The organism is Streptomyces sp. NPDC045968 (assembly GCF_056430475.1).
In genome coordinates this window covers 154,173-175,381 of the sequence record NZ_JBWKLF010000009.1, presented here as the reverse complement: position 1 = coordinate 175,381, position 21,209 = coordinate 154,173, and the positions used below count along the sequence as shown (strand labels likewise).

Here is a 21,209-nt window from a genome sequence, read left to right as displayed (position 1 = left end):
CCCCGCCGGCCACCCGTCCGGATACACGTCCGCCCCGGCTCCGATGAACGGAGCCGGGGCGGATGTCGCGCATCACGTCGGGCGCGCCGCCCGCGTCAGTGTGCGACGACCGGGATCTTGATGTCGTCCACGGCCCCGTCGGCGGACCCGGTGACCGAACCGTCCGTTCCGGTGCCCGGGCGTCCGGTGTTGATCAGCCACACCGCGAGTGCCGAGGCGGCGAGAAGGATGCCGACCGCCCACCAGATCGCGCTGGTGAAGCCGGCGACCATGGCCTGGAACTTCAGCAGCTGGGGGTCCGTGGCGCTCGCGGCGTGGTCCGCGACGTACGCCGTGGTGGCGCCGGCCGCGATGGTGTTCAGGAGCGCGGTGCCGATGGCGCCGCCGACCTGCTGCGAGGTGTTGACCATCGCCGAGGCCACACCCGCGTCACGCGGCTCGATGCCGTGCGTGGCCAGGGACATCGCCGGCATGAACGCCGTACCCATACCCAGGCCGAGCAGCAGCTGTCCCGGCAGGACGACGCTCGCGTACGAGGAGTCGACCTCCAGCTGGGTCAGCAGCAGCATGCCGATCGCGGCGACCAGGAAACCGGGGCCCATCAGCAGACGCGGCGGCACCCGGGTCATGAGACGGGCGCCGATCTGGGTGGAACCGGTGATCATGCCCACGATCATCGGCATGAAGGCGAAGCCGGTCATGACCGGCGAGTAGTCCCGGACGACCTGCAGGTAGAACGTGAGGAACAGGAAGAGCCCGAACATCGCGATGACGGCGAGACCCAGCGAGAGGTAGACCCCGCCGCGGTTGCGGTCGGTCACCACGCGCATCGGCAGCAGCGGCGACTTCACCCGGGACTCGGTCGCGACGAAGGCCAGGAGCAGCACACCGGCGGCGACGAACATGGAGATGGTCAGCGTGTCCGACCAGCCGGCCGACTCGGCGCGGGTGAAGCCGTACACCAGCGCGACCAGGCCCAGCGTGGACAGGATGACGCCGGGGATGTCGAGCGGCGAGCGGTTGCGGCCGCCGGCCGGCTCACGGATGACGAAGTACGCGCCCGCGGCGGCGATGATGGCGAACGGGATGTTGACGAAGAACGTCCAGCGCCAGTTCAGGTACTCGGTGAGGAAGCCGCCCAGGATCAGGCCTACCGCGCCACCGCCACCGGCGATCGCGCCGTAGATGCCGAACGCCTTGGCGCGCTCCTTGGCATCGGTGAACATCACCGCGAGGAGCGAGAGCGCGGCCGGGGCGAGCAGTGCGCCGAAGACACCCTGCAACGCACGGGAGCCGAACATCATCGCTTCGCCCTGGGCCGCGCCGCCGAGGGCGGAGGCCGCGGCGAAGCCCAGCAGGCCGACCACGAAGGTGCGCTTACGGCCCCAGAGGTCGGCTATGCGTCCGCCGAAGAGCAGCAGCCCGCCGAACGCGAGCGCGTACGCGGTGATGACCCACTGTCTGTTGCCCTCGGAGATGCCCAGGTCCGTCTGGGCCCACGGCAGCGCGATGTTCACGATCGTCGCGTCGAGCACGACCATCAGCTGGGCGAGTGCGATGAAGGTCAGCGCTTTCCAGCGCCTGGGATCGGGGAGCCGTACGTCGGCTGTTTTTGACATGGGAGTAGCCACCTAAGGGCGCGTCGGGGCGCGAGAGTCGTGATGTCGGCGAAAACGGGCGTGCTCGGCCCGGGCCCGGCGTCTCGGGCCCGGTCCGGAAGTCTGGCTTCGGCGGTGCGTCGCACCGGGTGGTTCAGGTGATGGTCGTCGCGGGCGTCAGTGCCCGCGCCGCAGGTCCTCCAGGGTCGCCGCCGATCCGGGCAGTACGGACCGGGCCGGATTCTCCAGTCCGTCCAGGAACAGCTGCAGATGGCGGTGGGTGAACCGGTCGATGTCCAGGCAGGCGGTGCCGGGCAGCGGCCGGGTGAGCTGGGAGAGGGCGACCAGTACGTCACCGACGGCGATGTCGGTGCGCAGGCGCCCGGCGGTCATGGCGCGCTCGACGAGTCCTTCGACGGCCTCTTCGAGGCGACGGCGCTCGGCGAGCAGTTCGGGGTGGTTCTTGTCGAAGCTGCCGGAGAGCATCGGGCACAGGGCGCCGATCCGCTCGTCGGCGGCGGCGTGCACGAAGCGGCTGAGCGCGGCGAACGGGTCGGACTCCGCCGCGACGGCCTCCTCGGCCCGGTCGGTGGTGCGGGAGGTGACCGAGAGGACGACCTCGTGAGTGAGGGCGTCCCGGTCGGGGAAGTTCCGGTAGAGCGTGGCGTTGCCGACGCCCGCCCGGCGCGCGACCTCGTCGAGGGGCACGTCCGGCCCGAACTCGACGAACATCTCGCGGGCGGCCGTCACGATCCGCTCCCGGTTGCGCAGCGCGTCGGCCCGCGGACGGGACGCACGGCGCCGCACGACGCAGGTCTCGGTATCGGTCTTCACGACGGCAGCCCTTCCCTCTCGGTGTGTGGCGCTCCCCCGGCCTAAGCGGGGACCGCTTCCCCGTTTAGCGGGGACACAGGTTCAAACGGGGAAGGAGTCCCCGGTATTTCACCTTAAGATGTGACCTGGGTCACATGTCGAAAGGGAGGGAATCCTCCGATCGGCGCAGTCAGCGAGCGGCCCCGGAGCGCCCGGCACAGGCTGATCGCCAGAGCGCAGTCAGAGCCGGCCGACTGCCGCGGACCCCGAAGGCGCCTCTATGCAGCAGCCCCGCCACCGGATACGCAGACACCGTCACCCGGTCGCACTCGCCGGTGCCACGGCCCTGGTCGTGGCGGCGATGGCCACGGCCAGCAGCAACCTGCCCACCCCGAGCCGCGCCTCCGCGGGCCCGTCCGCCGCAGCCGAGGACTCCCCGCTCGGCTCGTGCCGGATATCCGCGGCCATGGGCGTACAGATGTCCGAGGGCATGCCGACCGCAGCCGGCTACGCGCGCTCGACGGGCCGGATCAAGGCCCTCAACCTCATGATCGACTTCTCGGACGCCCCGGGTTCGGGGACGGCGGAGGAACGCCTCGCGGAGTTCTTCCCGCAGACCTCCGAGTGGTTCCGCACCAGCTCCTACGGGCGGCTCACCTATCTGCCCGAGGCACCGGTGAAGGACTGGCTGCGGATGCCGCTGCCGTTCGCCGAGTACGGGATCGAGCGCGGCTCGCCCTACGAGCCGGGCTACCGCGACCTCGTGAAGGACCTCGTGGCCACGGCCGACCCCAAGGTCGACTTCTCCGCGTACGACCTGGTCAACGTGCTGGTCACCCCCAATGCCGGTCCCTCGGCGCTGGACACCGTGCTGTCGGTGACCTTCTCCGCCAACGAGGACGCCCCGTACGCGGACGGCGTCCCGCTCGCCAACACCTCGTTCGTCTACAGCCGCCAGGACGACGGCTCGGGCTCGTACGACGAGACCGGCTACCGCGTCCTGCCGCACGAGAACGGCCATGTCTTCGGCCTGCCCGACCTCTACACCATGGAGGGCGGCGGCTCGGTCGGGCACTGGGACATCATGTCCGAGGACTGGGGGGCCAACAACGACTTCCTCGGCTGGCACAAGTGGAAGCTCGGCTGGCTCGACAACGAGCAGATCGACTGCGCGGCCCAGGCCGGCACGAGCGAACACACCCTCGGCCCGCTGGCCGACGCGGGCGGCACCAAAGTCGCCTTCATACCCCTGAGCGCCGAGTCCGGATACGCGGTGGAGGTACGGACGGCGGACGGCAACGACGCGGCGGTCTGCCGGCCCGGGGTGCTGATCTACAAGGTCAGCTCCGACGTGGACACCGGGCAGGGACCGGTGTCCGTCGCCGACAGCACCCAGGACAGCGGCGGCTGCACCCGGGAGCCCAATGTGCACGCCGAGCTCTCCGACGCCCCGTTCCGGCCTGGCGAGACGTTCACCGACCGGGCCAACGGCATACGTGTGTCCGTACTCTCCAAGGGCACGGACGACAGCTACCGGGTGCGGATCACCCGTCCCTGAGACCGCCGGTGGTCAGTCCCTCGCCACATGGGCCCGGACCGGGCCGCGCAGCTCACGCTTGAGGATCTTCCCGGTCGCGTTGCGCGGCAGCGGCTCCTCGCTCACCAGCACATGGGCGGGGACCTTGAACGCGGCGAGACCACGGCCCACGTGCGCCCGGAGCTCCTCGACCGTGACCGAGGCGCCGGGGCGCAGCCGGACGACGGCCGCGACCTCCTCCCCCAGCACCGGATGCGGGACGCCGAGCACGGCCGCGTCCTCGACCTCGGGGTGGTCGTGCAGCGCGGCCTCGACCTCGACGCAGTACACGTTCTCGCCGCCGCGGATCACCATGTCCTTGATCCGGTCGACGACGCTGACGCGGCCCTCGCGCACCACCGCGAGATCCCCCGTGCGGAACCAGCCGTCGGTGAACGCGGCTGCGGTGGCCGCCTCGTCCCGCCAGTAGCCCCGGACCAGCGACTGGCCGCGCAGCCACAGCTCACCGACCTCGCCGTCCGCGAGCGCCTCGCCCGCCGGGCCGGCGATCCTGACCTCGGTGACGGGTGTCGGGCGGCCGACGCTGCCGGGGTGGTTCCGGTAGTCGGCGCCGAAGTTGGCCGTCACCCCGCCGCTGGTCTCGGTCAGCCCGTAGCCGTTACGGGGTTCGATCCGCTCCCCGTGCCGTGCGGTGAGCCGGGCCACCAGGTCGGGCGGGGCGGCCGCGCCACCGGTGTTCAGCATCAGCAGGCTCTCCAGGCCGTCGCCCGCCTCCTCGGCGGCGTCGAGGAGCTGGAGGGCGGTGGCCGGGACGCCCGCGTAGTGCGTGACCCCGTGGCGGCCGATCAGCCGCAGCGCCTCACCGGCGTCCCACTTGCGCATCAGGACGATGGTGCCGCCCGCGGCCATGGTCGCGTAGAAGCTGGTGAAGGCGGCGACATGGAAGAACGGGAACGTCATCAGCTGGACGGGCGCGGGCCCCTGGCCCGGAACGGCACCCCGGCCCAGCGCGGAGACCGCCGCGTGGAAGCGCGGGTTGACGGCCGCGCCGATCTGGGCGAGCTGGGTGGCCACGGCGCCCTTGGGCCGTCCGGTGGTGCCTGAGGTGTAGATGATCGTCGCGTCGTCCTCGGGCCGGACCTCCACCTCGGGCGGTGCGGCCATCGGGTCCGGGGCGGGCAGGTCCTCGTACCGCTCGATCCCGTCCACCGCGGGGGCATCGCGGTCCGCCGGGTGGAAGACGACCGCACGGGCCCCCGCGCGCTCGCGCCAGGCCGCCACCTTGGGCAGCCGCTCCCCGTCGACGAGCAGCACCCGCGGGGCGCAGTCGTCCAGGGCGTACGTGAACTCCTCCTCGGTCCACCATGCGTTCAGGGGGACGGCGACGAGGCCCGCCAGCTGCGTCGCCCAGAACGCGATCTGCCATTCGGGATGGTTGCGCATCGCGACGACGGCCCGGTCCCCCGGCCGCAGACCGTACGTGCCGGTCAGGCGCCGGGCCAGGGACGAGGCGGCGGCGAAGAACTCCGCGTACGAGTAAACGCGCTCCCCGGCGATCAGGAACGGCCGGTCGCCGAGGGCCCAGGTGGTCTCCACGAACTCGCGGAGGGTGCGGGGCCCGCCCTCGTACACGAGCGTTCCCTGCTCCCCGCGCACGACGGCGAAGGGTGCGCCGGGCGCGGTCAGGCCGGCCTCGATACGGGCCGTGGCGGCCGGGTCGGGAGCGGTTGCGGGCGATTCGGTGTGCGGCACGAGCGACCTTCCTAAGCGCTTGCTCAGTAGCCATGGCGACGCTATGCCCGCACCCGCGCGCCGTCAAGGCGCCCCACGCCGGCCAGGGGGGACGCGAAGTACCGGGCCAGTCTGCGCTGGAACACCAGCTCGGCCGCCAGGTCGCCCGGTTCCGCCGACAGCGGGGTCTCCACCGGCTCCGGGGGCAGGTCGTCGAGGTCCTTCGCCTTGATCGCCGCCCGCATCTGAGCCGCCTCGACCGCCGCGGCCAGCTCCTCGCCCACCAGCCCGGCGTCCACGCCCCGGCGCCGGAGGGCGTCGGCGAGCGCCGGGTCCATCCAGGGCCGCAGCGCCCACTGGGCGTCCCGGATCTCGATCATCACCCGGTACAGCCGCGCGTTCAGACCGGCGGCGCCCTTCATGGGGATGACCAGCTCGGGCGTGCGCGCCGTCACCGCCCGGTGCAGCGGCTCCAAGGCACGGAAGGCGCGCAGGTGTTCGGCCCACTGCCGTACGGCGGTGACGCGCTTGCCGATGTCCGGCAGCGCCCAGCCCACGGCCTGCATGACGCCGACCAGGGCCAGCGAGAGCTGCGCCATCGGCTCCCACGGCCCCTCCGGAACGCCCATATGCTCGGCGAATATGCCCATGGCGCGGCAGGCGGCATATATGAGGCTGAGAGGCAAGGTCAGCGCGATAAGGCCCAAACCCCGCCGGAGCCAAACCGATTGTGGAATATGCGCATGACGCCGACAGGTGATACCGATACTGATCTGCCCCACCGTGAAGGCGATGAGGTAGAAAGCCAGATACACCGGGTTCTGCGCCGCGGCCTGCGCACTGAAGTCGGTGGGCGCCGCCTGCCGTATGGGAACGGCGAAGAACAGGGTCGTCATGCCCGTCAGCGTCACACCCAGACCGATAAGCGGGAAAATGGCCTTTCGGTATGCCGTGACCCTCTCGTGGGAAAGCCGCATCAGCACGAGCTGCTGACACACCGTCACCAGAATGACGCAGGTCTGGGTGAGGAGCCCGGAGAAGTTCTCGGTGCCGAGCACGCGGCTCGTCTCCGACCAGACGGCGGGAACCGAGACCAGACCGACCACACAGAGCAGGAAGTAGCTCTCCGCCAGGGCGAGCCGGATCGCCGAGTAGCCGGCCCGCAGGACCCGGACCTTCTCGACGAAGGCGACGAGGGCGAGCGCGGCGCAGACCAGATTCGGCCAGGCGCTCATCCCCGGCCCGGCACGGCCGGGGGTTCCAGTTCGGCCAGGCGCGCGGCGAGTCTCCGGGCCTCCGGCGCCACCGGCCACACCGGACTGACGGTCCAGGCGCCGATCCGGCGGCCGATGAGCGAGCCGACCAGCTCCGCCTCGATCTCCGCCTCGGACTGCCCGTGTTCCCGCCCCAGCACGCGTCGCACCAGGTCGGGGTTGAGTGAGGGCAGCAGCATTCCGGCGTCCTCGGCCGCCAGCGCGGGCGAGGCGGCATGGTCACAGACGATGTGACCGATCTCGTGAAGGATGACCTGACGCTGGTGCACGGGAGCGAGCCGCTCCTCGACGACGACGTACTCACGGCTCTCCGTGGACACCCACAGTCCGTGGGGGCTCCCCAGAGGCAGCGTCAGGGAGAGCAACTGCACCGGGCGGCCGCGCATGCGGCCGACATGCTCGCAGAGCTGTTCGATCGTCAGCGTAGTGTCGACGGGGAGACCCAGGGCCCGCACCCGCCGCTCGCAGCGGTCGTCGCGGCTGTTCTTCCCTCGCCGCCTGAACAGAACCGGCCAGCGCACGGAGATCACCTCGACCCGTCCGTGCGGACAACTCGTGGTCTCGCGGTGCCACCGGAGATCGGGACGGGAATCCGGGATCGCCGAGATTCCGTCGTACACGATTCCCTCGCACACGCATGCCGAAGTTCCACGTGACCTCCAGCCCCCCTGGGGTCGATCAATGCCGACGCGGAACGCTCAGGCGGCGGGATCCGCCCACGCTCCGTAAAGATCCAAACACGTGTGCCCACGGGTGGTCTAGGGCAACTTCCGGCCACGGCAATGGGACCCCTCCACCGGGGGCCGCATTGTCCACGGCGGGGATTCCCCTTTCCGCCGCTCGGCGGGGTTTGACCAATTTCGATTTGCCCGCGGTAAACCAGGAAGCTAAGCGCCGTTCGGGGTCTGTTCTTCCGACAGACCCTCCAACTCCCGTACGCGCTCGATGACTTCGGCGATCGACTTGAGGCTCTTGACCGACAGTCCGGCCGTCCGCAGGGCCACCTTCTGCACCTGCGCGTCCCGCAGGGCCGTGAGCAGCTCCAGGTCGGTGTCCACGGCCGCGGTCACCTGGTCGTCGAAGAAGTAGGCCGGCGGCACCCCGAAGAACTTGGCCAGTCCTTCGAGGTGGCGCAGCGTGGGGTTGTCACGCTGCCCCTTGCGCAGCAGCCAGATGTAGCTGCCCGAGATCGGCGTGCCATCGGCGGTGATGGCGCGCGCCACCTCCTCGGAGCTGTACGGGAGCCGTCCGGCGGGAACCACGTTCGTGAACAGGTGGTCCAGCTTTTCGGCCAGAGCGTTCTCCGGTCCGTCTGTGCTGTTCAAAGTTGCACCGCCTTTCGTGCGGATCACCGTACTCTCGACTCATGTTGACGTCGACGCCGGGGTCTATCCACTCTCGTTGACGACCTCAATCCACGCGGGTAGCATCGCCGCTTGATCGTCAACTCACGTTGGACAGGGACACATTAACTTCTACGTCAGTCGATACACAGTCGAACGATCATCGCGAAGGGGGAAGCTTCATGAGTGCCGTGCAGCGATTGACGGTCCAGCTCCTCGGTCCAGTGACCTTGCTGAACGCAAGCGTACCCATCCTGATCCAGGGGCAACGGCAGCTCAGATTCCTGACGTCGCTCGCCCTCAGGCCCGGACAGTTCGTCACCAAGGAAGCGATCATCCAGGACTCCTGGGACAGCGAGCCGCCCCGCACCGTGTCGGGACAGCTCCAGACCTCGGCATGGAAGATACGGGCGGCTCTGCGTGAAGCGGGCCTGCCGAAGGACGTCCTCACCTCCAATCACCTCGGCTACCAACTGCACGTCCCCGTAGAACGCATCGACCTGTTCCTCTTCCGGGACGCGCTCCGGGACGTCCGCGCCCTGTGCGCACGCGGCGAGTACGACGCCGCGGTCGTGAAGCTCGACGCCAGTCTCTCGATGTGGAAGGGCACCGCCCTCGCCGATATCGCCTCCGGCCGGCTCCGCCTCCAGGCCGAAGGCCTCGACCGGGAGCGCGCCGCCGCGGTCGAACTGCGCACGCAGATCGACATCGAGACGGAGCGGTACGAGGAGGCCATCGGCCAGCTGACGGAGCTCCTGGACCAGGACCCGCTGCGCGAGGACCTCTACGTCTGGCTGATGAAGGCGTACTACGGGGCGGGCCGCCCCGCGGACGCCATCCAGGTCTTCCACCGGGCCAAGGAGATGCTGCGCGAGCAGATCGGCATCAGCCCGGGCGTCAAGCTCAAGGACGCGCTCCAGTCCGTGCTGCACCAGGACGAGTTCTTTCTGACGAGCACCTCCGCCTTCTCCAGGACCCGGAGGGCCTCGGCGTTACCCCTGCGTTCGGCCCTGTCCGCATAGAAGATGTGAGGGAACGGGCTTGACTGAGTGGTGGCTCCGGAACAGCGGGCGACCGCCGGGCCGGCCATGAGCGCGTACGCCAACTCATGAACAGAAAAGGGACATCAGCAGTGACCACACCCCAGGGCTTTCTGGTCCACACGGCTCCGGCCGGCCTCGCCGACGACGGCCGCGATGACTTCACCGTCCTGCTCTCCACCGTGCCCACCGTCTCGGCGGCGGTGTTCACCAAGTCGCGCTTCGCCGGGCCCAGTGTGGTCCTGTGCCGGGACGAGACCAGGCTCGGGGCGGCACGCGGCGTGGTCGTGCTGGCCCGTAACGCCAACGTGGCCACCGGCACCGAAGGGGACCGCAACGCGCGGGAGGTGCGCCGCAGGACGGCCGAGATCGCCGGACTGCCGGAGGACGAGCTGCTGATCGCCTCGACCGGCGTCATCGGCAAGCAGTACCCGATGGACGACATCCGCGTACACCTCGACGCGCTGAGCTGGCCGCCGGAGGACCGCGGCCTGGAGCGGGCCGCCGAGGCCATCATGACGACGGACACCCACTCCAAGATCGCCACGGCGCGCTGCGGCGACGCGACCATCACCGGGATCGCGAAGGGGGTGGGGATGCTGGAGCCGGACATGGCCACGCTGCTCACGTTCTTCGCCACCGACGCCGAGCTGCCGCAGCCGGTGCTGGACCGGGTCTTCCGCCGGGTCATGGACGTCACCTTCAACGCGGTGTCCATCGACACCGACACCTCCACCAGTGACACGGCAGCCGTGTTCGCCAACGGCCTCGCGGGCCCCGTGGACGCGGCCGAGTTCGAGGTGGCGCTGCACGAGGTGGCGCTGAAGCTGGTCCGGATGATCGCCAAGGACGGCGAGGGCGCGGGCAAGCTCATCGAGATCCGGGTCACCGGCGCACGGGACACCGCGCAGGCCAAGCGGGTGGGCAAGACCGTGGTCAACTCCCCGCTCGTCAAGACGGCCGTGCACGGCAGCGACCCCAACTGGGGCCGCGTGGCCATGGCCATCGGCAAGTGCCAGGACGACACCGACATCGTCCCCGAGAAGGTCTCCATCGGGTTCGGCGGCACGGACGTCTACCCGGCGGGCAGCGCGGAGGACGACACCCTGGTGCGCAAGCAGATCGCCGATCACCTGCGCGGTGACGAAGTCCTGATCAGCATCGGACTGGGCATCGGCCAGGGCGAGTTCACCGTCTACGGATGCGACCTCACCCCCGGATACGTGCGGCTCAACTCGGAGTACACGACCTGATCCGCGCACCCTCCGGGCCCATGGCGCCCCGCGGCCCCCACCGGGCCGCGGGGCGCCGTGCTGCCGGACACGGACGCCGCCCATGGCCGAAAGCCACTGACTCGCCCCATACCGTCTGTACCCTCCTGATCACACTTGGTGACAAACGGAGGTTTTGCGCATGCTGCGGATGCGGCGATCGGTGCTCCAGAGGATGCTGGCGGTCGGCAGCGCCGGTCTACTGACGGCCGGGGCCGCCCCGCTCCGCCCCTCGTCGGCACCACGGCGGCCGGAACGCGACCTCGTCTCGACGCGGCTGAGCATGCGCTGGCTCGGGGTGGCCGGCTGGGAGCTCGCCTTCGGTGGCCGCAGCCTGCTCTTCGACCCGTATCTGAGCCGTATGCCGTACCAGGGCGACGACGGCGCACTCGACCCGCGGCTCCCCCTGCGCGTGGACCGGGCAGCGGTGGCCCGGGTGGCGGGCGAACAGCTCGTGGGGCCTCCCGAGCTCGTCCTCGTCAGCCACGGGCACTTCGACCACATCGCCGACGTACCGGAGCTGCTGGCCCTCCCGCAGTGGCGGCGGCACCGCATCCGCACCTTGTGCGACCTGACCTCGCGGCATCTGCTCACCGCGCTCGGTACGCCCGCGGAGCGGGTCGCCGACATGATCCCCGTACGGGGCGGCGAATACCTCCAGTTCGACGGCTACACCGTCCAGGTGATCCCCAGCCTGCACAGCCAGGGCGCGGATCTCGGCTACTTCGCCCCCGACGTGCTCACCGCGCCCCTGGCGAAGCGGCCCACGACCCTCGGGGAACTGCCCGAGGGCGGAACGCTGATGTACATGGTCGCCTTCGACGGCGGGCCCTCGGTGCTGCTCTCCGGCGCCAGCAACTACATCGCCCGCGAACTGGAGGGCCTGCGCCCGGACGTCGCCGTGATCAGCATGACCCCGCACTCCGGGGTGCACCGCTACCTCGACCGGCTGCTCGACGTGCTCGGCGATCCGCCGCTGATCATCCCCAGCCACCACGACGACATGGTCTCGGACCTGCGGACCGGCGCCACGAACACCCTGTGGACGGCGCCGACCAGAACCGCGGTCACCGCCCTCGACAAGGCCGCCGCCGGACGCGCGGCGACGGCCAGCCGGGTGCTGACCCCGCAGCCCATGGTCCCGCTCGACATCACCGCCGAGCTGCGCTAGCGCCTGTCCGGCGGATCAGACCCTGGCGCGCTCCGTCCTCGATCGCCGGACCGGCTGGAAAGCGTTCCGGCTCAGTCCAGGTTCCCCAGGAACTTCGCCGCGATCGGGCCCGCGTCCGAACCGCCCGAGCCGCCGTCCTCCAGCAGCACCGACCAGGCGAGGTTCCCCTCGCCCTGGTAGCCGATCATCCAGGCATGGGTACGCAGCGGGGTGTCGTTGCCGAACTCGGCCGTGCCGGTCTTGGCGTGCGGCTCCCCGCCGATGCCCTGGAGCGCCTTGCCCGCGCCCCGGGTGACGGTCGCCCGCATCATCTCGCGCAGCGCCGACGTCACCCCGGGGTCGAGCCGGTCGGTGGCCTCGAACTTCTTCTTCACCGCCGCCGGCACCAGCACCGGCTGCTTGAACTCCCCTGCCTTCACCGTCGCCGCGAGGGAGGCCATCACCAGCGGCGAGGCCAGCACCCGGGCCTGACCGATGGTCGAGGCCGCCTTGTCGTTGACGCCGTTGGCCACCGGCACGCTGCCGTCGTAGGTGGTGACTCCGACATCCCACGACCCGCCGATGCCGAAGGCCCGCGAGGTTTCGTTGAGCGCCGATTCCGAAAGCTTTCCGGCCGAATTGACGAAGAAGGTATTGCACGAGTGGGCGAAGGAGTCCCGGAACGTCGATCCCCCGGGCAGGACGAACTGGTCCTGGTTCTCGAACCGCTGGCCGTCCACATACGCGAACTTCGGGCATTCCGCCACGTCATCGGGGCGCATACCCTGCTTCAGCAGAGCTGCCGCCGTAACGACTTTGAATGTGGAACCCGGCGGATACTGGCCGCTCAGTGCGCGGTTCTGCCCGCCCGGTTTGTTGGCCGCCGCGAGGATGTTCCCCGTGGAGGGGTCGATCGCGACGATGGCCGCATTCTTCGACACTCCCTCCAGAGCGGCGGCCGCCGCTTCCTGGATCTTCGGGTCGATGGTCGTCCTGACCGGCTCGCGTTTCCCCGCGGAGTTCTTCGTGAGCCGCTTCACCACTTGTCCGGAATTGCGGTCGACGACCACCACGGACTTCCCGCCGCCGGCTCCGCCGGAGAGCTGCTTGTCGTAACGGGCCTCAAGCCCCGAGATCCCCTTGCCGGTCTTCGGGTCGACCGCCCCGACCACGGACGCGGCCCGGAGTTCGTCCCCGTTCGCGTCGAGGACGGAGGCCCGCTCCTGGGACTGGAGGGCCAGCGTCTGCCCGGCGACCATCTTCGGGTGGATCATGGGGGTGCTGAACTCGACGAGCCAGGCGCCGTCCTTCTTCAGGACTTCGGCCCGGGAGTCCCACGTGTAGTCCGCGGCGCCCGGAATCTTCATCGCCACGTTGAACGGGAATTGAACTGCGCCGGAAGACTTCTTCTCCCCGTCACCGGGAGTGATCTCCGTCTTCGACGGTTCCAGATTCTTCGTGACGGACGTGATGAGGGATTCCGCATTCGACGGGGTGTCCGTGAACGAAGCGGCCGCCTTCGCGTCGCCCGTCTCCCAGGCGCCGATGAACTTCTCCAGCTGGGCCGCGGCCGCGGTGACTTCGGGATCGTCCTCGCCCTCGTCCCCGGCGAGTGAGGTGTATCCCCAGTATCCGACGCCTGACACCACCGCCAGCACCAACAGGGCCACCAGCACACGGCTTCCGGTGGATCGCGGCTTTCCGTGCGGGGCAGGACTGTAGTAATCGTTCTGTCGAGCCATGCTCGAACGGTATACGCGGGTGCTCTTTACGTCCTCTCATTGCTGAAAGGTTCCGGCCACCGCGATTCCCTCATCGTTCTCTCCGCCGGATTCGCTCCCTCTTGTCCCCTCCCCTCCCCGGGAACTTGACCGAGAATCGATCGTCTCCGCCGCCTATGCGCGTCGAAGACGGCCTATGCGCACACCTGCCGCTCCATGGCCTTGCCGTCGGCGAGCCGTTGAACTGATCCCCATACCCACACTGTGAGCGACGGCCGACGCATGGAGGCGGTTCGATGACAACACCCCTGGCTGACTACGCGCAGTTCGCGGACAAGCGGATCGCCATCGTCGAGCACATGCAGAACCACCCATTCGTCCTCGGTCTGCGCCAGGCCCGCGAGCACGGCCTGGAGGTCTGGCTGCTGACCGGTGACCGTTCCTGGTACACCCACGGCCACGACTGGGACTCCCACCCCCTCGCCCAGGTCATCGACCGGGTGATCGACGTGGACACCACCGACCTCGACGCGATTCTCGCCTCGGTCACCGGCGAGGACGGCAAGCCCCTGGTGGACGGGCTGACCTCGTTCTCCGACTACCACACCGTGATCGCCGCGCAGGCGGCGCAGCGGCTCGGCCTGCCGGGCCCCGACCCGGAGTCCGTGGAGACCGCCAACGTCAAGGACCGGTTGCGGGTCGCGCTCGGCGACGTACCGTTCAACATCCCCCACGTGCTGGTCAGCGACAAGGACCAGCTGGAGGCCGCGGCGCGCAAGCTCGGCTTCCCGATGATCGCCAAGCCCCCGGCGGAGGCCATCAGTTACGGGGTGCGCCGCGTCGACGACATGGCGCAGCTGACCGAGGCGTGGAACGAGCTCTCCGGGATACGCAAGAGCCTGCGGGGCCAGCAGCGCTCCGGGGACGTCCTGCTGGAGACGTACGTCGAGGGCGTCGAGGTCAGCGTCGAGACGATGACGGTGGACGGCTACACGCACGTCTTCGGCGTCACGTCGAAGGACCTGTTCGGCGACCCCGCGTACATCGAGTGCGGGCACACCTTCCCCGTACCGCTCTCCGACGCGTCGCGCGACGAGCTGTACTCCGTCGTCCGCCAGACCCTGGAGGCCATCGGATACCGGCACGGGCCCTGCCACACCGAGGTGCGGCTCACCGAGTCCGGCTGGCGGATCATCGAGGCCAACCCCCGTACGCCGTCCAGCTGTATGACGATGCTGGTCACCGACGTCACCGGGCGCAGCCCCATCCTGGACGCCTGGCTGCTGACCATCGGCGCGACCCCGGCGATCGAGCCCGTCGTGCATTCCGGCGGCGCCGCCGTCCGCATGATCTACCCCGCGAAGCGCGGCACGCTCCAGCGGGTCGACGGGGTGGAGGCCGCCGAGGCGGTGCCGGGCGTCCAGGTGCTGCTGCACGTGGAGAAGGGCGACCAGCTCCTCCAGCGCATGGACAACTCCTCCTGCGTCGGCTTCACCTACTGCAACGGCCCCGACCGGCTCCAGGCACAGGCGCTCGCCGACCAGGCCGCCTCGTACCTCGACTTCGTCGTCGAGGAGGAGCAGGCGTGAGCCTCCCGCACGACGTGCAGAGCCGGGACGGAGTGCGGGCGGCACCGGATGCCGCCGCGCTCGTGGACATGGGGTGGAACGACCTCGCGGGTGTGGAGGACTTCTTCCAGACGCCGCGCTGGCTGGCGGTGCAGGAGCGCAACTCCGGCACCACGATGGACTTCCTCGTGCAGCACCGCGACGGGGCTCCGGTGGCCGGGCTCGTCGCGGCCTGGGCGACCGACTCCGTGCCCTGGCTGCTCGCCCGCCCCGACGCGATGCTCTCCCGGGCCGCCGACGAGGAGGTCCCGGGGGCGGCGGCCATCCTCGCCGAGGTGGCGGACGGCGACGCCTCGTCGCTGCTGCCCTCGCTGGTGTGCGGGGGCCGGCACCTGGGCCGTACCCGGATGCTCACCACCCCCGGCGCCCGGCCCGAGGACCTCGCGGCGCTCCTCGATCACGCGGAAGGACTCGCCGAGGAGCGCAAGGCCGCCTCGGTCTGCTTCCCGCACGTGGACGTCCGCGACATCTCGCTCGTCGAGCTGCTGGAGAGCCGCGGCTACCGCTCGCACACCTCCGCGCACTACGCCTGGCTGCCCATCCCGCCCGGCGGCTGGGACGAGTTCCTCGCCGACATGAGCAAGCACCGGCGCCGCCGGGTGCGCCTGGAGCGCCGGGCCCTGGCCGAGGCCGGGGTGGAGGTCACGGTCGAACCGCTGACGCAGGAGCTGGTGCCGCGTCTGGGCGAGCTGGACTCCAACCTCCTGAAGAAGTACGGCAATCCGTCGAGCCCGGAGCACTCCGCCGGGCTGCTGTCCTGGATCGCCGATGTGATGGGCGACGACGTCATGGTCTCCGTGGCGCGGCAGAACGGCGTCATCATCGGCTTCGGCATGGTCCTGCGCTCCAGGGCCCGCGGCAAGGAGCACTGGTTCGGCCACCGCGCCGGCTTCGACTACGAGGCCCAGGGCAAGCTGCCGCTCTACTACGACGTCCTGTACTACCGGGTGCTCGAAGCCGCGGCCGAGGCCGGTGTCTCCGTGCTGCACGCCGGGATCGGCAGCGTCGAGGCGAAGCTGGCGCGCGGCTGCGAGGCCAGCGAGGAGCGCTCGTACGTGCTGCGCATTCCCCGTACCGACCGAGACCGGAGGACCGCACCCCGATGAGTGCCCTCACCCCACACCCGACCGCGACGGTTCCCGGCGCCGGCTGGGACGCCGCCGTCGGAGCGATGGTGAACCCCTCGGACCGGCGCGGCGGAACGCTGCGCCTGGTCTCGTCGGCGGACGTGGACTCCCTCGACCCCGCCCGTACGTACTACGTATGGGTATGGCTGTTGCAGCGGATGCTCAACCGGACGCTGATGGCCTACCCCACGGACCCCGGTCCCGCCGGGCTCGTCCCGGTCCCGGACCTGGCCGAGAGCCCCGGGCGGGCGAGCGACGGGGCCAGGACGTGGACGTACCGGCTGCGCGAGAACCTGCGGTTCGACGACGGCTCCCCGATCACCTCCGCCGATGTGCGCCACGCCGTGCAGCGGATCTTCGCCCAGGACGTGCTGCCGGGCGGCCCGACGTATCTGATCCCGCTCCTGGACGACCCGGCGCGGCCCTACCCGGGGCCGTACCGGAGCAGCGACCCCCTGGAGTCCGTGGAGACGCCCGACGAGCGCACCATCGTCTTCCGGCTGCGCAGCCCGTTCGCCGACTTCGACCACCTGATGGCCCAGCCCTGTGTGTCGCCCGTCCCCAAGCACGCCGACACCGGCGCCCGCTACGGGGAGGACCCGCGGTGCAGCGGCCCGTACCGGATCGCGGAGCACCGGCCGGGCGCGCATCTGTACCTGGAGCGCAATCCGTACTGGGACCGGGCCACCGACCCGGTGCGGCCCGCCCTGCCCGACCGGGTGGAGCTGACCATCGGGGTGGGGCTCGACGACCTCGACGCCCAGTTGATCGACGGGGTCTTCGACATCAACCTCGAAGGGCGCGGGCTCCAGCACGCGGCGCAGCAGCGGGTCACGGCGGACGAGATCCTGCGCACCCACACGGACAACCCCCGCACGAGCTTCCTGCACTTCGTCTCGCTCCAGCCGCACATCCCGCCGTTCGACAACGTGCACGTGCGCCGCGCGGTGCACTACGCGGCCGACCGGCTGCTGCTCCAGGAGGCCCGCGGCGGCCCCGTCACCGGGGGCGACCTCACCCCGGCGCTGTTCCCGCCGCGGCTCCCCGCCCACCAGGGCCTGGACCGCTATCCGGCGGGACCCGATCTGCGGGGCGACCTGGACAAGGCGCGGGCGGAGCTCGCGGCCGCGGGTCTGCCGGACGGTTTCGACGCGGTGATCGGCACCCAGCGCGGGAAGTTCCGGCTGGTCGCCGACGCGGTCGTCGAATCGGTGGCCAGGGTCGGCATCCGGCTGACGGTCAAGGAACTGGACGTGGCCAGCTACTTCAGCCTGGGCGCGGGCTCACCGGAGACCATCCGCAAGCACAATCTCGGGCTCGTCGTCACCGACTGGGGCGCGGACTTCCCCACCGAGTACGGCTTCCTCGCCCCGCTCGTCGACGGCCGCCAGATCAAGCGGAACGGCGGGAACTGGAACATCGCCGAGCTGGACGCCCCGGAGATCAACGAGCTGATCGACCGGAGCCTGCACACCACCGATCCGGCGGAACGCACCCGCCTGTGGCGAGTGGTCGAGAGACTGGTCATGGAACACGCCGTGATCCTTCCCCTGGTCCACGACAAGACCCTGTCCTTCCGCAATCCGTGGGTCACGAACGTCTACGTCCAGCCGGCCTTCGGTCTGTACGACATCCAGGCCATGGGCCTCAGCAGCCCCACTTCGGGCCATCTCGACCGGGAGACCACTCCATGAACGACAGCACACCGGAGCTCCGCTTCATCCCGCTGAGCGCGGACGACGACGACACGGCGGGTCAGTGGCTCCAGTTGATGGCGGAGGCGGCGGACGACGTCCCCGGGTCCGCGCCGCCCTGCCCGGTCGACATGATCGGCTCCCTGCGGTTCGCCCCGCCGGCCACCGCGCTGGAGGACTGGGTCGCCCTGCGCGACGGGCAGGTCGTCGGCGCGCTGCGGCTCGCCCTGCCCAACGGCGCACCCGTGGCCCGGGTGGACCAGCTCCTCGTCCACCCCAAGCTGCGCCGCCGCGGGACAGGCCGCGCGCTGTTCGGCCGGGCACGTGAACTGGCCGCCGAGCACGGGCGCACCACGCTCGCCGGCATGACCGTCGAACCGCTGGAGGGCGGCCCGGCGCGCGACCCCGCCCCCGCGGCGTTCGTCGCCGCCCTCGGCGGGGTTCCGGCGGACGGCCCGTCGGGGCTGCACCAGTGGCTCGATCTGCGCCGCCACGACCCGCTGGCCGACGGCGTGCCCGCGCTCCCCGAGGGCTACCGCCTGGTCCGGTGGGGCACCGTCACCCCCGACGCCTACGCGGTGCCGGTCTCACGGCTGGAGCAGTCCCTCGGTGACACCGGGGCCGAGCCCGAGTCCGACCAGGAGGTCGAGACCAGCTACGCCCGCGCCTTCGAGACCATGCGCGTGGGCCGGGGCCGCCGGGCGTACCACACCGGGGTCGTCCACCAGGCGAGCGGGACGCTGGCCGGTTACACCAGCATCTCCAAGACCACCGGCAACCCGGAGTACGCCCTCCAGGGCATGACGGTGGTCCACCGGGCGCATCGCGGTCACCGGCTGGGGCTGCTCCTGAAGCTCTCGAACCTGGAGAACGTGCTGCGGCAGGAGCCCGCGGTACGGCTGCTGGAGACGGCGAACGCCGAGGACAACCACTCGATGATCGCCGTCAACAGCGCGATGGGCTTCGTGCCTCAGGACCGTTGGGTGTCCTGGACCTTCGGGGTGGGGTCGTCGGCCTGATCCACGCCGGGCTCCGGCCCCGGCCCCGGCCCCGGCTCCGCGCCGGGGCCGGGGCCTTTGCCGTGGGAGCGCTTGGGCAGGGTGAGTCCCATGCCGGCCAGCACGCCGACGACCACGATCGCGGCGCCGGCCAGGGACAGGGCGCTCGGCTGTTCGTCGAGCGCCGGCCAGGCCGCCGCGATGCCGACGACCGGGACGAGCATCGAGTACGGGGCCACGGTCCCGGCCTCGTACCGCTTCAGCAGCGCCGTCCAGATGCCCGAGCCCACCACGGAACCCGCCAGCGCGATGTACAGCAGCGCCACGAGACCGGGCCAGCCCTGCGCGTCGAACGCGCCGCCGAAGGCCCGCCATCCCGTGGCCGGTCCCTCCATCACGGCGGACAGCGCCAGCAGCGGCAGGGGCGGCACCACCGACATCCACAGCGCGAAGCGCAGCGGATGCTCGGGCTTGGCCTGCCTGCTGGCGAGGTTGCCGAACGCCCAGCCGAGCGCCGCCAGCAGGGTCAGGAAGAGCGGCAGCAGCGCCGCGGTCCTGGCCCGGTCCACGGCGATCACCGTCAGCCCCAGGACCGCGGCCGCCATACCGGCCAGCTGCTGCCACGAAAGCCGCTCGTGCAGCAGGACCGCGCCGAGCAGCACGGTCAGGGGGGCCGCCGCCTGCACCACCACGGAAGCCTGGCCCGAGGGCATTCCGTTGTCGATGGCCAGGAACAGCAGCCCGAACTGCATGGCGCCGAAGCCCAGTCCGTACCCCAGCAGCCAGCGCAGCGGCACCTGCGGGCGGGGTACGAACAGGACCACGGGCACCGCGAGGACCAGAAAGCGCAGTGCGGCGAGGAAGAACGGCGGGAAGTGGTCGAGCCCGACCCGCACGGCGAGGAAGTTCAGCCCCCACAGCACTGCGACGAGGACGGCGAGCAGCCGGTCCCTGGTGCTCACTGAGTGGGTTCCTTCTCGCCTTCCAGGAGCCCGGACTCGATGACCTTCGCACCGAGCCTGCGCAGCAGCTGGCCGTCGCCGATCAGCTTCTGCTCGTCGGCCGCCTGTTGCAGCACCAGGACGTGCGGCGTGCCCTGGTGGTCCTCCAGGAGCCAGCAGAACATCATGACGCCCGGGCACGAGCCGCCCTTGAAGACGACCTTGGACCACTTCTCGCGGTCCACGAGGATGCCGGGATAGGCGGTCAGAATGGCGTCGACCGTCCCGCTCGCGTCCCGCGCGCCGTCCTGTACGAGGGCTTCGAGGACCCTGAACACGTCGTACGCGCTCATGTGCCAGTCCAGGCCTAGCTGGTGGACCGTCTCACCGAGGTCGGAGCCGCGCACGGTGAGCGGCTTGGCGACCCGGTGCAGCAGCTCCCGGCGGGCCGTCTCGTCGCCCTCGGCCCAGGCGCGGCGGAGTTCGGGCGCGCCCCAGCCGATCTCGAAGACCTCGCGGCTGGAGAGGAAGGGCCGCAGCAGGGAGGGGTCGTGGTGACCCGAGGCCACCACGGCGCGCTCCACGGCCTCGCGCCCCACCTTGTCGGCGAGGAGGTCGGCGGCCGTGTTGTCGCTCATCGCGATCATCTTGTGCGCCGTCTCGCGGACCGGTACCCGCGTCCCGTCCGGCAGTTCCTGCATGTCGCCGGTGGGCAGACTGCGCAGGTCGGGCCGGGTGACGACCTCGTCGTCCCAGTCGAGCTCACCGTTGTCGATGGCGTGGATGAGGGCCCGCATGAGGTAGAGCTTGTACGCCGAACCGGTGGGGAGCGCCCGGTGGGCCTCCTTCTCGTGCAGCACGGTGTGCCGGCCCTCTTCGAGGCGGACGGCCAGCACCGAGGAGGTGACCCCCTCGATGCGCAGCGCCTCGTCGAGGTCGGCCCATGTCCGTATCTCCGGGACGAAGATGTCCGGCTGGAGGTGCAGGATGCGGACCAGACCCGTCGAGTCGATGATCACGGTGAGCGAGAAATCACGCCCGGACGGGTCGGTGAGGACCAACCAGCCCTTGTGCGCGACCGGTTGGTAGGTCGTCACGGTGAACGGGCCGAGCTTGCGCCACTCGTCCAGGGTCGCGGTGAACCCCTGCGGGTACTTGTCGAGGAAGCCGGGCACCAGGGACCGGGCCATCTCCTCCTCCGACGGCAGGTCCGGAGCTGTCAGCAGCTCCATCGCCCAACGGCAGGGAGCGGCCAGGGGAGAGCTGTCCTCGGCGAGTTCCTCCTCGGCCGCGGTCCGGACGGACGTGGTGGTACCAGGGACGTCGGTCATCTTCACTCCTTG

16 protein-coding genes and 1 pseudogene are annotated in these 21,209 nt (G+C 70.5%); 8 read left to right on the top strand and 9 right to left on the bottom strand.

The features are described from left to right. Positions 1 to 95: 95 nt before the first annotated feature. Together AC07FA_RS25565 and AC07FA_RS25560 are read right to left on the bottom strand one after the other, a co-directional pair. On the bottom strand, positions 96 to 1,619 hold the full coding sequence (locus AC07FA_RS25565; RefSeq protein WP_479078521.1) for an MFS transporter: 1,524 nt from the start codon (positions 1,617 to 1,619) through the stop codon (positions 96 to 98). Positions 1,620 to 1,775: 156 nt separating this feature from the next. After that, on the bottom strand, positions 1,776 to 2,432 hold the full coding sequence (locus AC07FA_RS25560; protein WP_479078520.1) for a TetR/AcrR family transcriptional regulator: 657 nt from the start codon (positions 2,430 to 2,432) through the stop codon (positions 1,776 to 1,778). Positions 2,433 to 2,691: 259 nt separating this feature from the next. On the opposite strand from AC07FA_RS25560, the gene AC07FA_RS25555 reads away from it, so the two are divergent. Further along, positions 2,692 to 3,969 (top strand): M6 family metalloprotease domain-containing protein, encoded by a 1,278-nt coding sequence (locus AC07FA_RS25555; RefSeq protein WP_479078519.1) that lies wholly within the window; start codon positions 2,692 to 2,694, stop codon positions 3,967 to 3,969. Positions 3,970 to 3,981: 12 nt separating this feature from the next. Here the strand turns inward: AC07FA_RS25555 and AC07FA_RS25550 are convergent, their stop codons facing one another. From AC07FA_RS25550 to AC07FA_RS25535, 4 genes are all read right to left on the bottom strand, one after another. Beyond that, entirely contained in the window at positions 3,982 to 5,700 is a 1,719-nt protein-coding gene (locus AC07FA_RS25550) for a class I adenylate-forming enzyme family protein (protein WP_479078518.1), read from the bottom strand. 41 nt (positions 5,701 to 5,741) lie between these two features. Then, a complete protein-coding gene (locus tag AC07FA_RS25545; protein WP_479078517.1) occupies positions 5,742 to 6,914 on the bottom strand; it encodes an MAB_1171c family putative transporter in 1,173 nt (390 codons plus the stop codon). Next, complete coding sequence (locus AC07FA_RS25540) at positions 6,911 to 7,474, bottom strand: ImmA/IrrE family metallo-endopeptidase (RefSeq protein ID WP_479078516.1); 564 nt, start codon at positions 7,472 to 7,474, stop codon at positions 6,911 to 6,913. The genes AC07FA_RS25545 and AC07FA_RS25540 overlap by 4 nt, the downstream gene beginning before the upstream one ends. Before the next feature lie 366 nt (positions 7,475 to 7,840). Further along, entirely contained in the window at positions 7,841 to 8,278 is a 438-nt protein-coding gene (locus AC07FA_RS25535) for a helix-turn-helix domain-containing protein (RefSeq protein ID WP_479078515.1), read from the bottom strand. A 200-nt stretch (positions 8,279 to 8,478) separates the two neighbouring features. Between AC07FA_RS25535 and AC07FA_RS25530 the strand changes: the two are divergent. From AC07FA_RS25530 to AC07FA_RS25520, 3 genes and pseudogenes are all read left to right on the top strand, one after another. Next, positions 8,479 to 9,213, top strand: a pseudogene (locus AC07FA_RS25530) (AfsR/SARP family transcriptional regulator); the annotation flags it as partial. Between the two features lie 191 nt (positions 9,214 to 9,404). Beyond that, entirely contained in the window at positions 9,405 to 10,589 is a 1,185-nt protein-coding gene (gene argJ, locus AC07FA_RS25525) for a bifunctional glutamate N-acetyltransferase/amino-acid acetyltransferase ArgJ (RefSeq protein WP_479078514.1), read from the top strand. Between the two features lie 160 nt (positions 10,590 to 10,749). Continuing rightward, on the top strand, positions 10,750 to 11,778 hold the full coding sequence (locus tag AC07FA_RS25520; RefSeq protein ID WP_479078513.1) for an MBL fold metallo-hydrolase: 1,029 nt from the start codon (positions 10,750 to 10,752) through the stop codon (positions 11,776 to 11,778). Between the two features lie 71 nt (positions 11,779 to 11,849). Here the strand turns inward: AC07FA_RS25520 and AC07FA_RS25515 are convergent, their stop codons facing one another. Beyond that, positions 11,850 to 13,499 carry a penicillin-binding transpeptidase domain-containing protein gene (locus AC07FA_RS25515; RefSeq protein WP_479078512.1) on the bottom strand — a complete coding sequence of 550 codons (1,650 nt, stop codon included), beginning with the start codon at positions 13,497 to 13,499 and terminating at the stop codon, positions 11,850 to 11,852. Positions 13,500 to 13,774: 275 nt separating this feature from the next. On the opposite strand from AC07FA_RS25515, the gene AC07FA_RS25510 reads away from it, so the two are divergent. The 4 genes from AC07FA_RS25510 to AC07FA_RS25495 are packed head-to-tail and all read left to right on the top strand — an operon-like array spanning position 13,775 to position 18,946. Continuing rightward, on the top strand, positions 13,775 to 15,067 hold the full coding sequence (locus tag AC07FA_RS25510) for an ATP-grasp domain-containing protein (protein WP_479078511.1): 1,293 nt from the start codon (positions 13,775 to 13,777) through the stop codon (positions 15,065 to 15,067). Then, positions 15,064 to 16,212: a GNAT family N-acetyltransferase gene (locus AC07FA_RS25505; RefSeq protein WP_479078509.1), complete on the top strand. Its 1,149-nt coding sequence runs from the start codon at positions 15,064 to 15,066 to the stop codon at positions 16,210 to 16,212. The genes AC07FA_RS25510 and AC07FA_RS25505 overlap by 4 nt, the downstream gene beginning before the upstream one ends. Continuing rightward, on the top strand, positions 16,209 to 17,927 hold the full coding sequence (locus tag AC07FA_RS25500) for an ABC transporter substrate-binding protein (protein ID WP_479078508.1): 1,719 nt from the start codon (positions 16,209 to 16,211) through the stop codon (positions 17,925 to 17,927). The genes AC07FA_RS25505 and AC07FA_RS25500 overlap by 4 nt, the downstream gene beginning before the upstream one ends. Then, positions 17,924 to 18,946: a GNAT family N-acetyltransferase gene (locus tag AC07FA_RS25495; RefSeq protein ID WP_479078506.1), complete on the top strand. Its 1,023-nt coding sequence runs from the start codon at positions 17,924 to 17,926 to the stop codon at positions 18,944 to 18,946. The genes AC07FA_RS25500 and AC07FA_RS25495 overlap by 4 nt, the downstream gene beginning before the upstream one ends. Here AC07FA_RS25495 and AC07FA_RS25490 read toward each other — a convergent pair. Together AC07FA_RS25490 and AC07FA_RS25485 are read right to left on the bottom strand one after the other, a co-directional pair. Next, positions 18,898 to 19,887 carry an EamA family transporter gene (locus AC07FA_RS25490; RefSeq protein WP_479078504.1) on the bottom strand — a complete coding sequence of 330 codons (990 nt, stop codon included), beginning with the start codon at positions 19,885 to 19,887 and terminating at the stop codon, positions 18,898 to 18,900. The genes AC07FA_RS25495 and AC07FA_RS25490 overlap by 49 nt on opposite strands. Further along, complete coding sequence (locus AC07FA_RS25485) at positions 19,884 to 21,197, bottom strand: serine hydrolase (RefSeq protein ID WP_479078502.1); 1,314 nt, start codon at positions 21,195 to 21,197, stop codon at positions 19,884 to 19,886. The genes AC07FA_RS25490 and AC07FA_RS25485 overlap by 4 nt, the downstream gene beginning before the upstream one ends. Between the last annotated feature and the right edge of the window lie 12 nt (positions 21,198 to 21,209).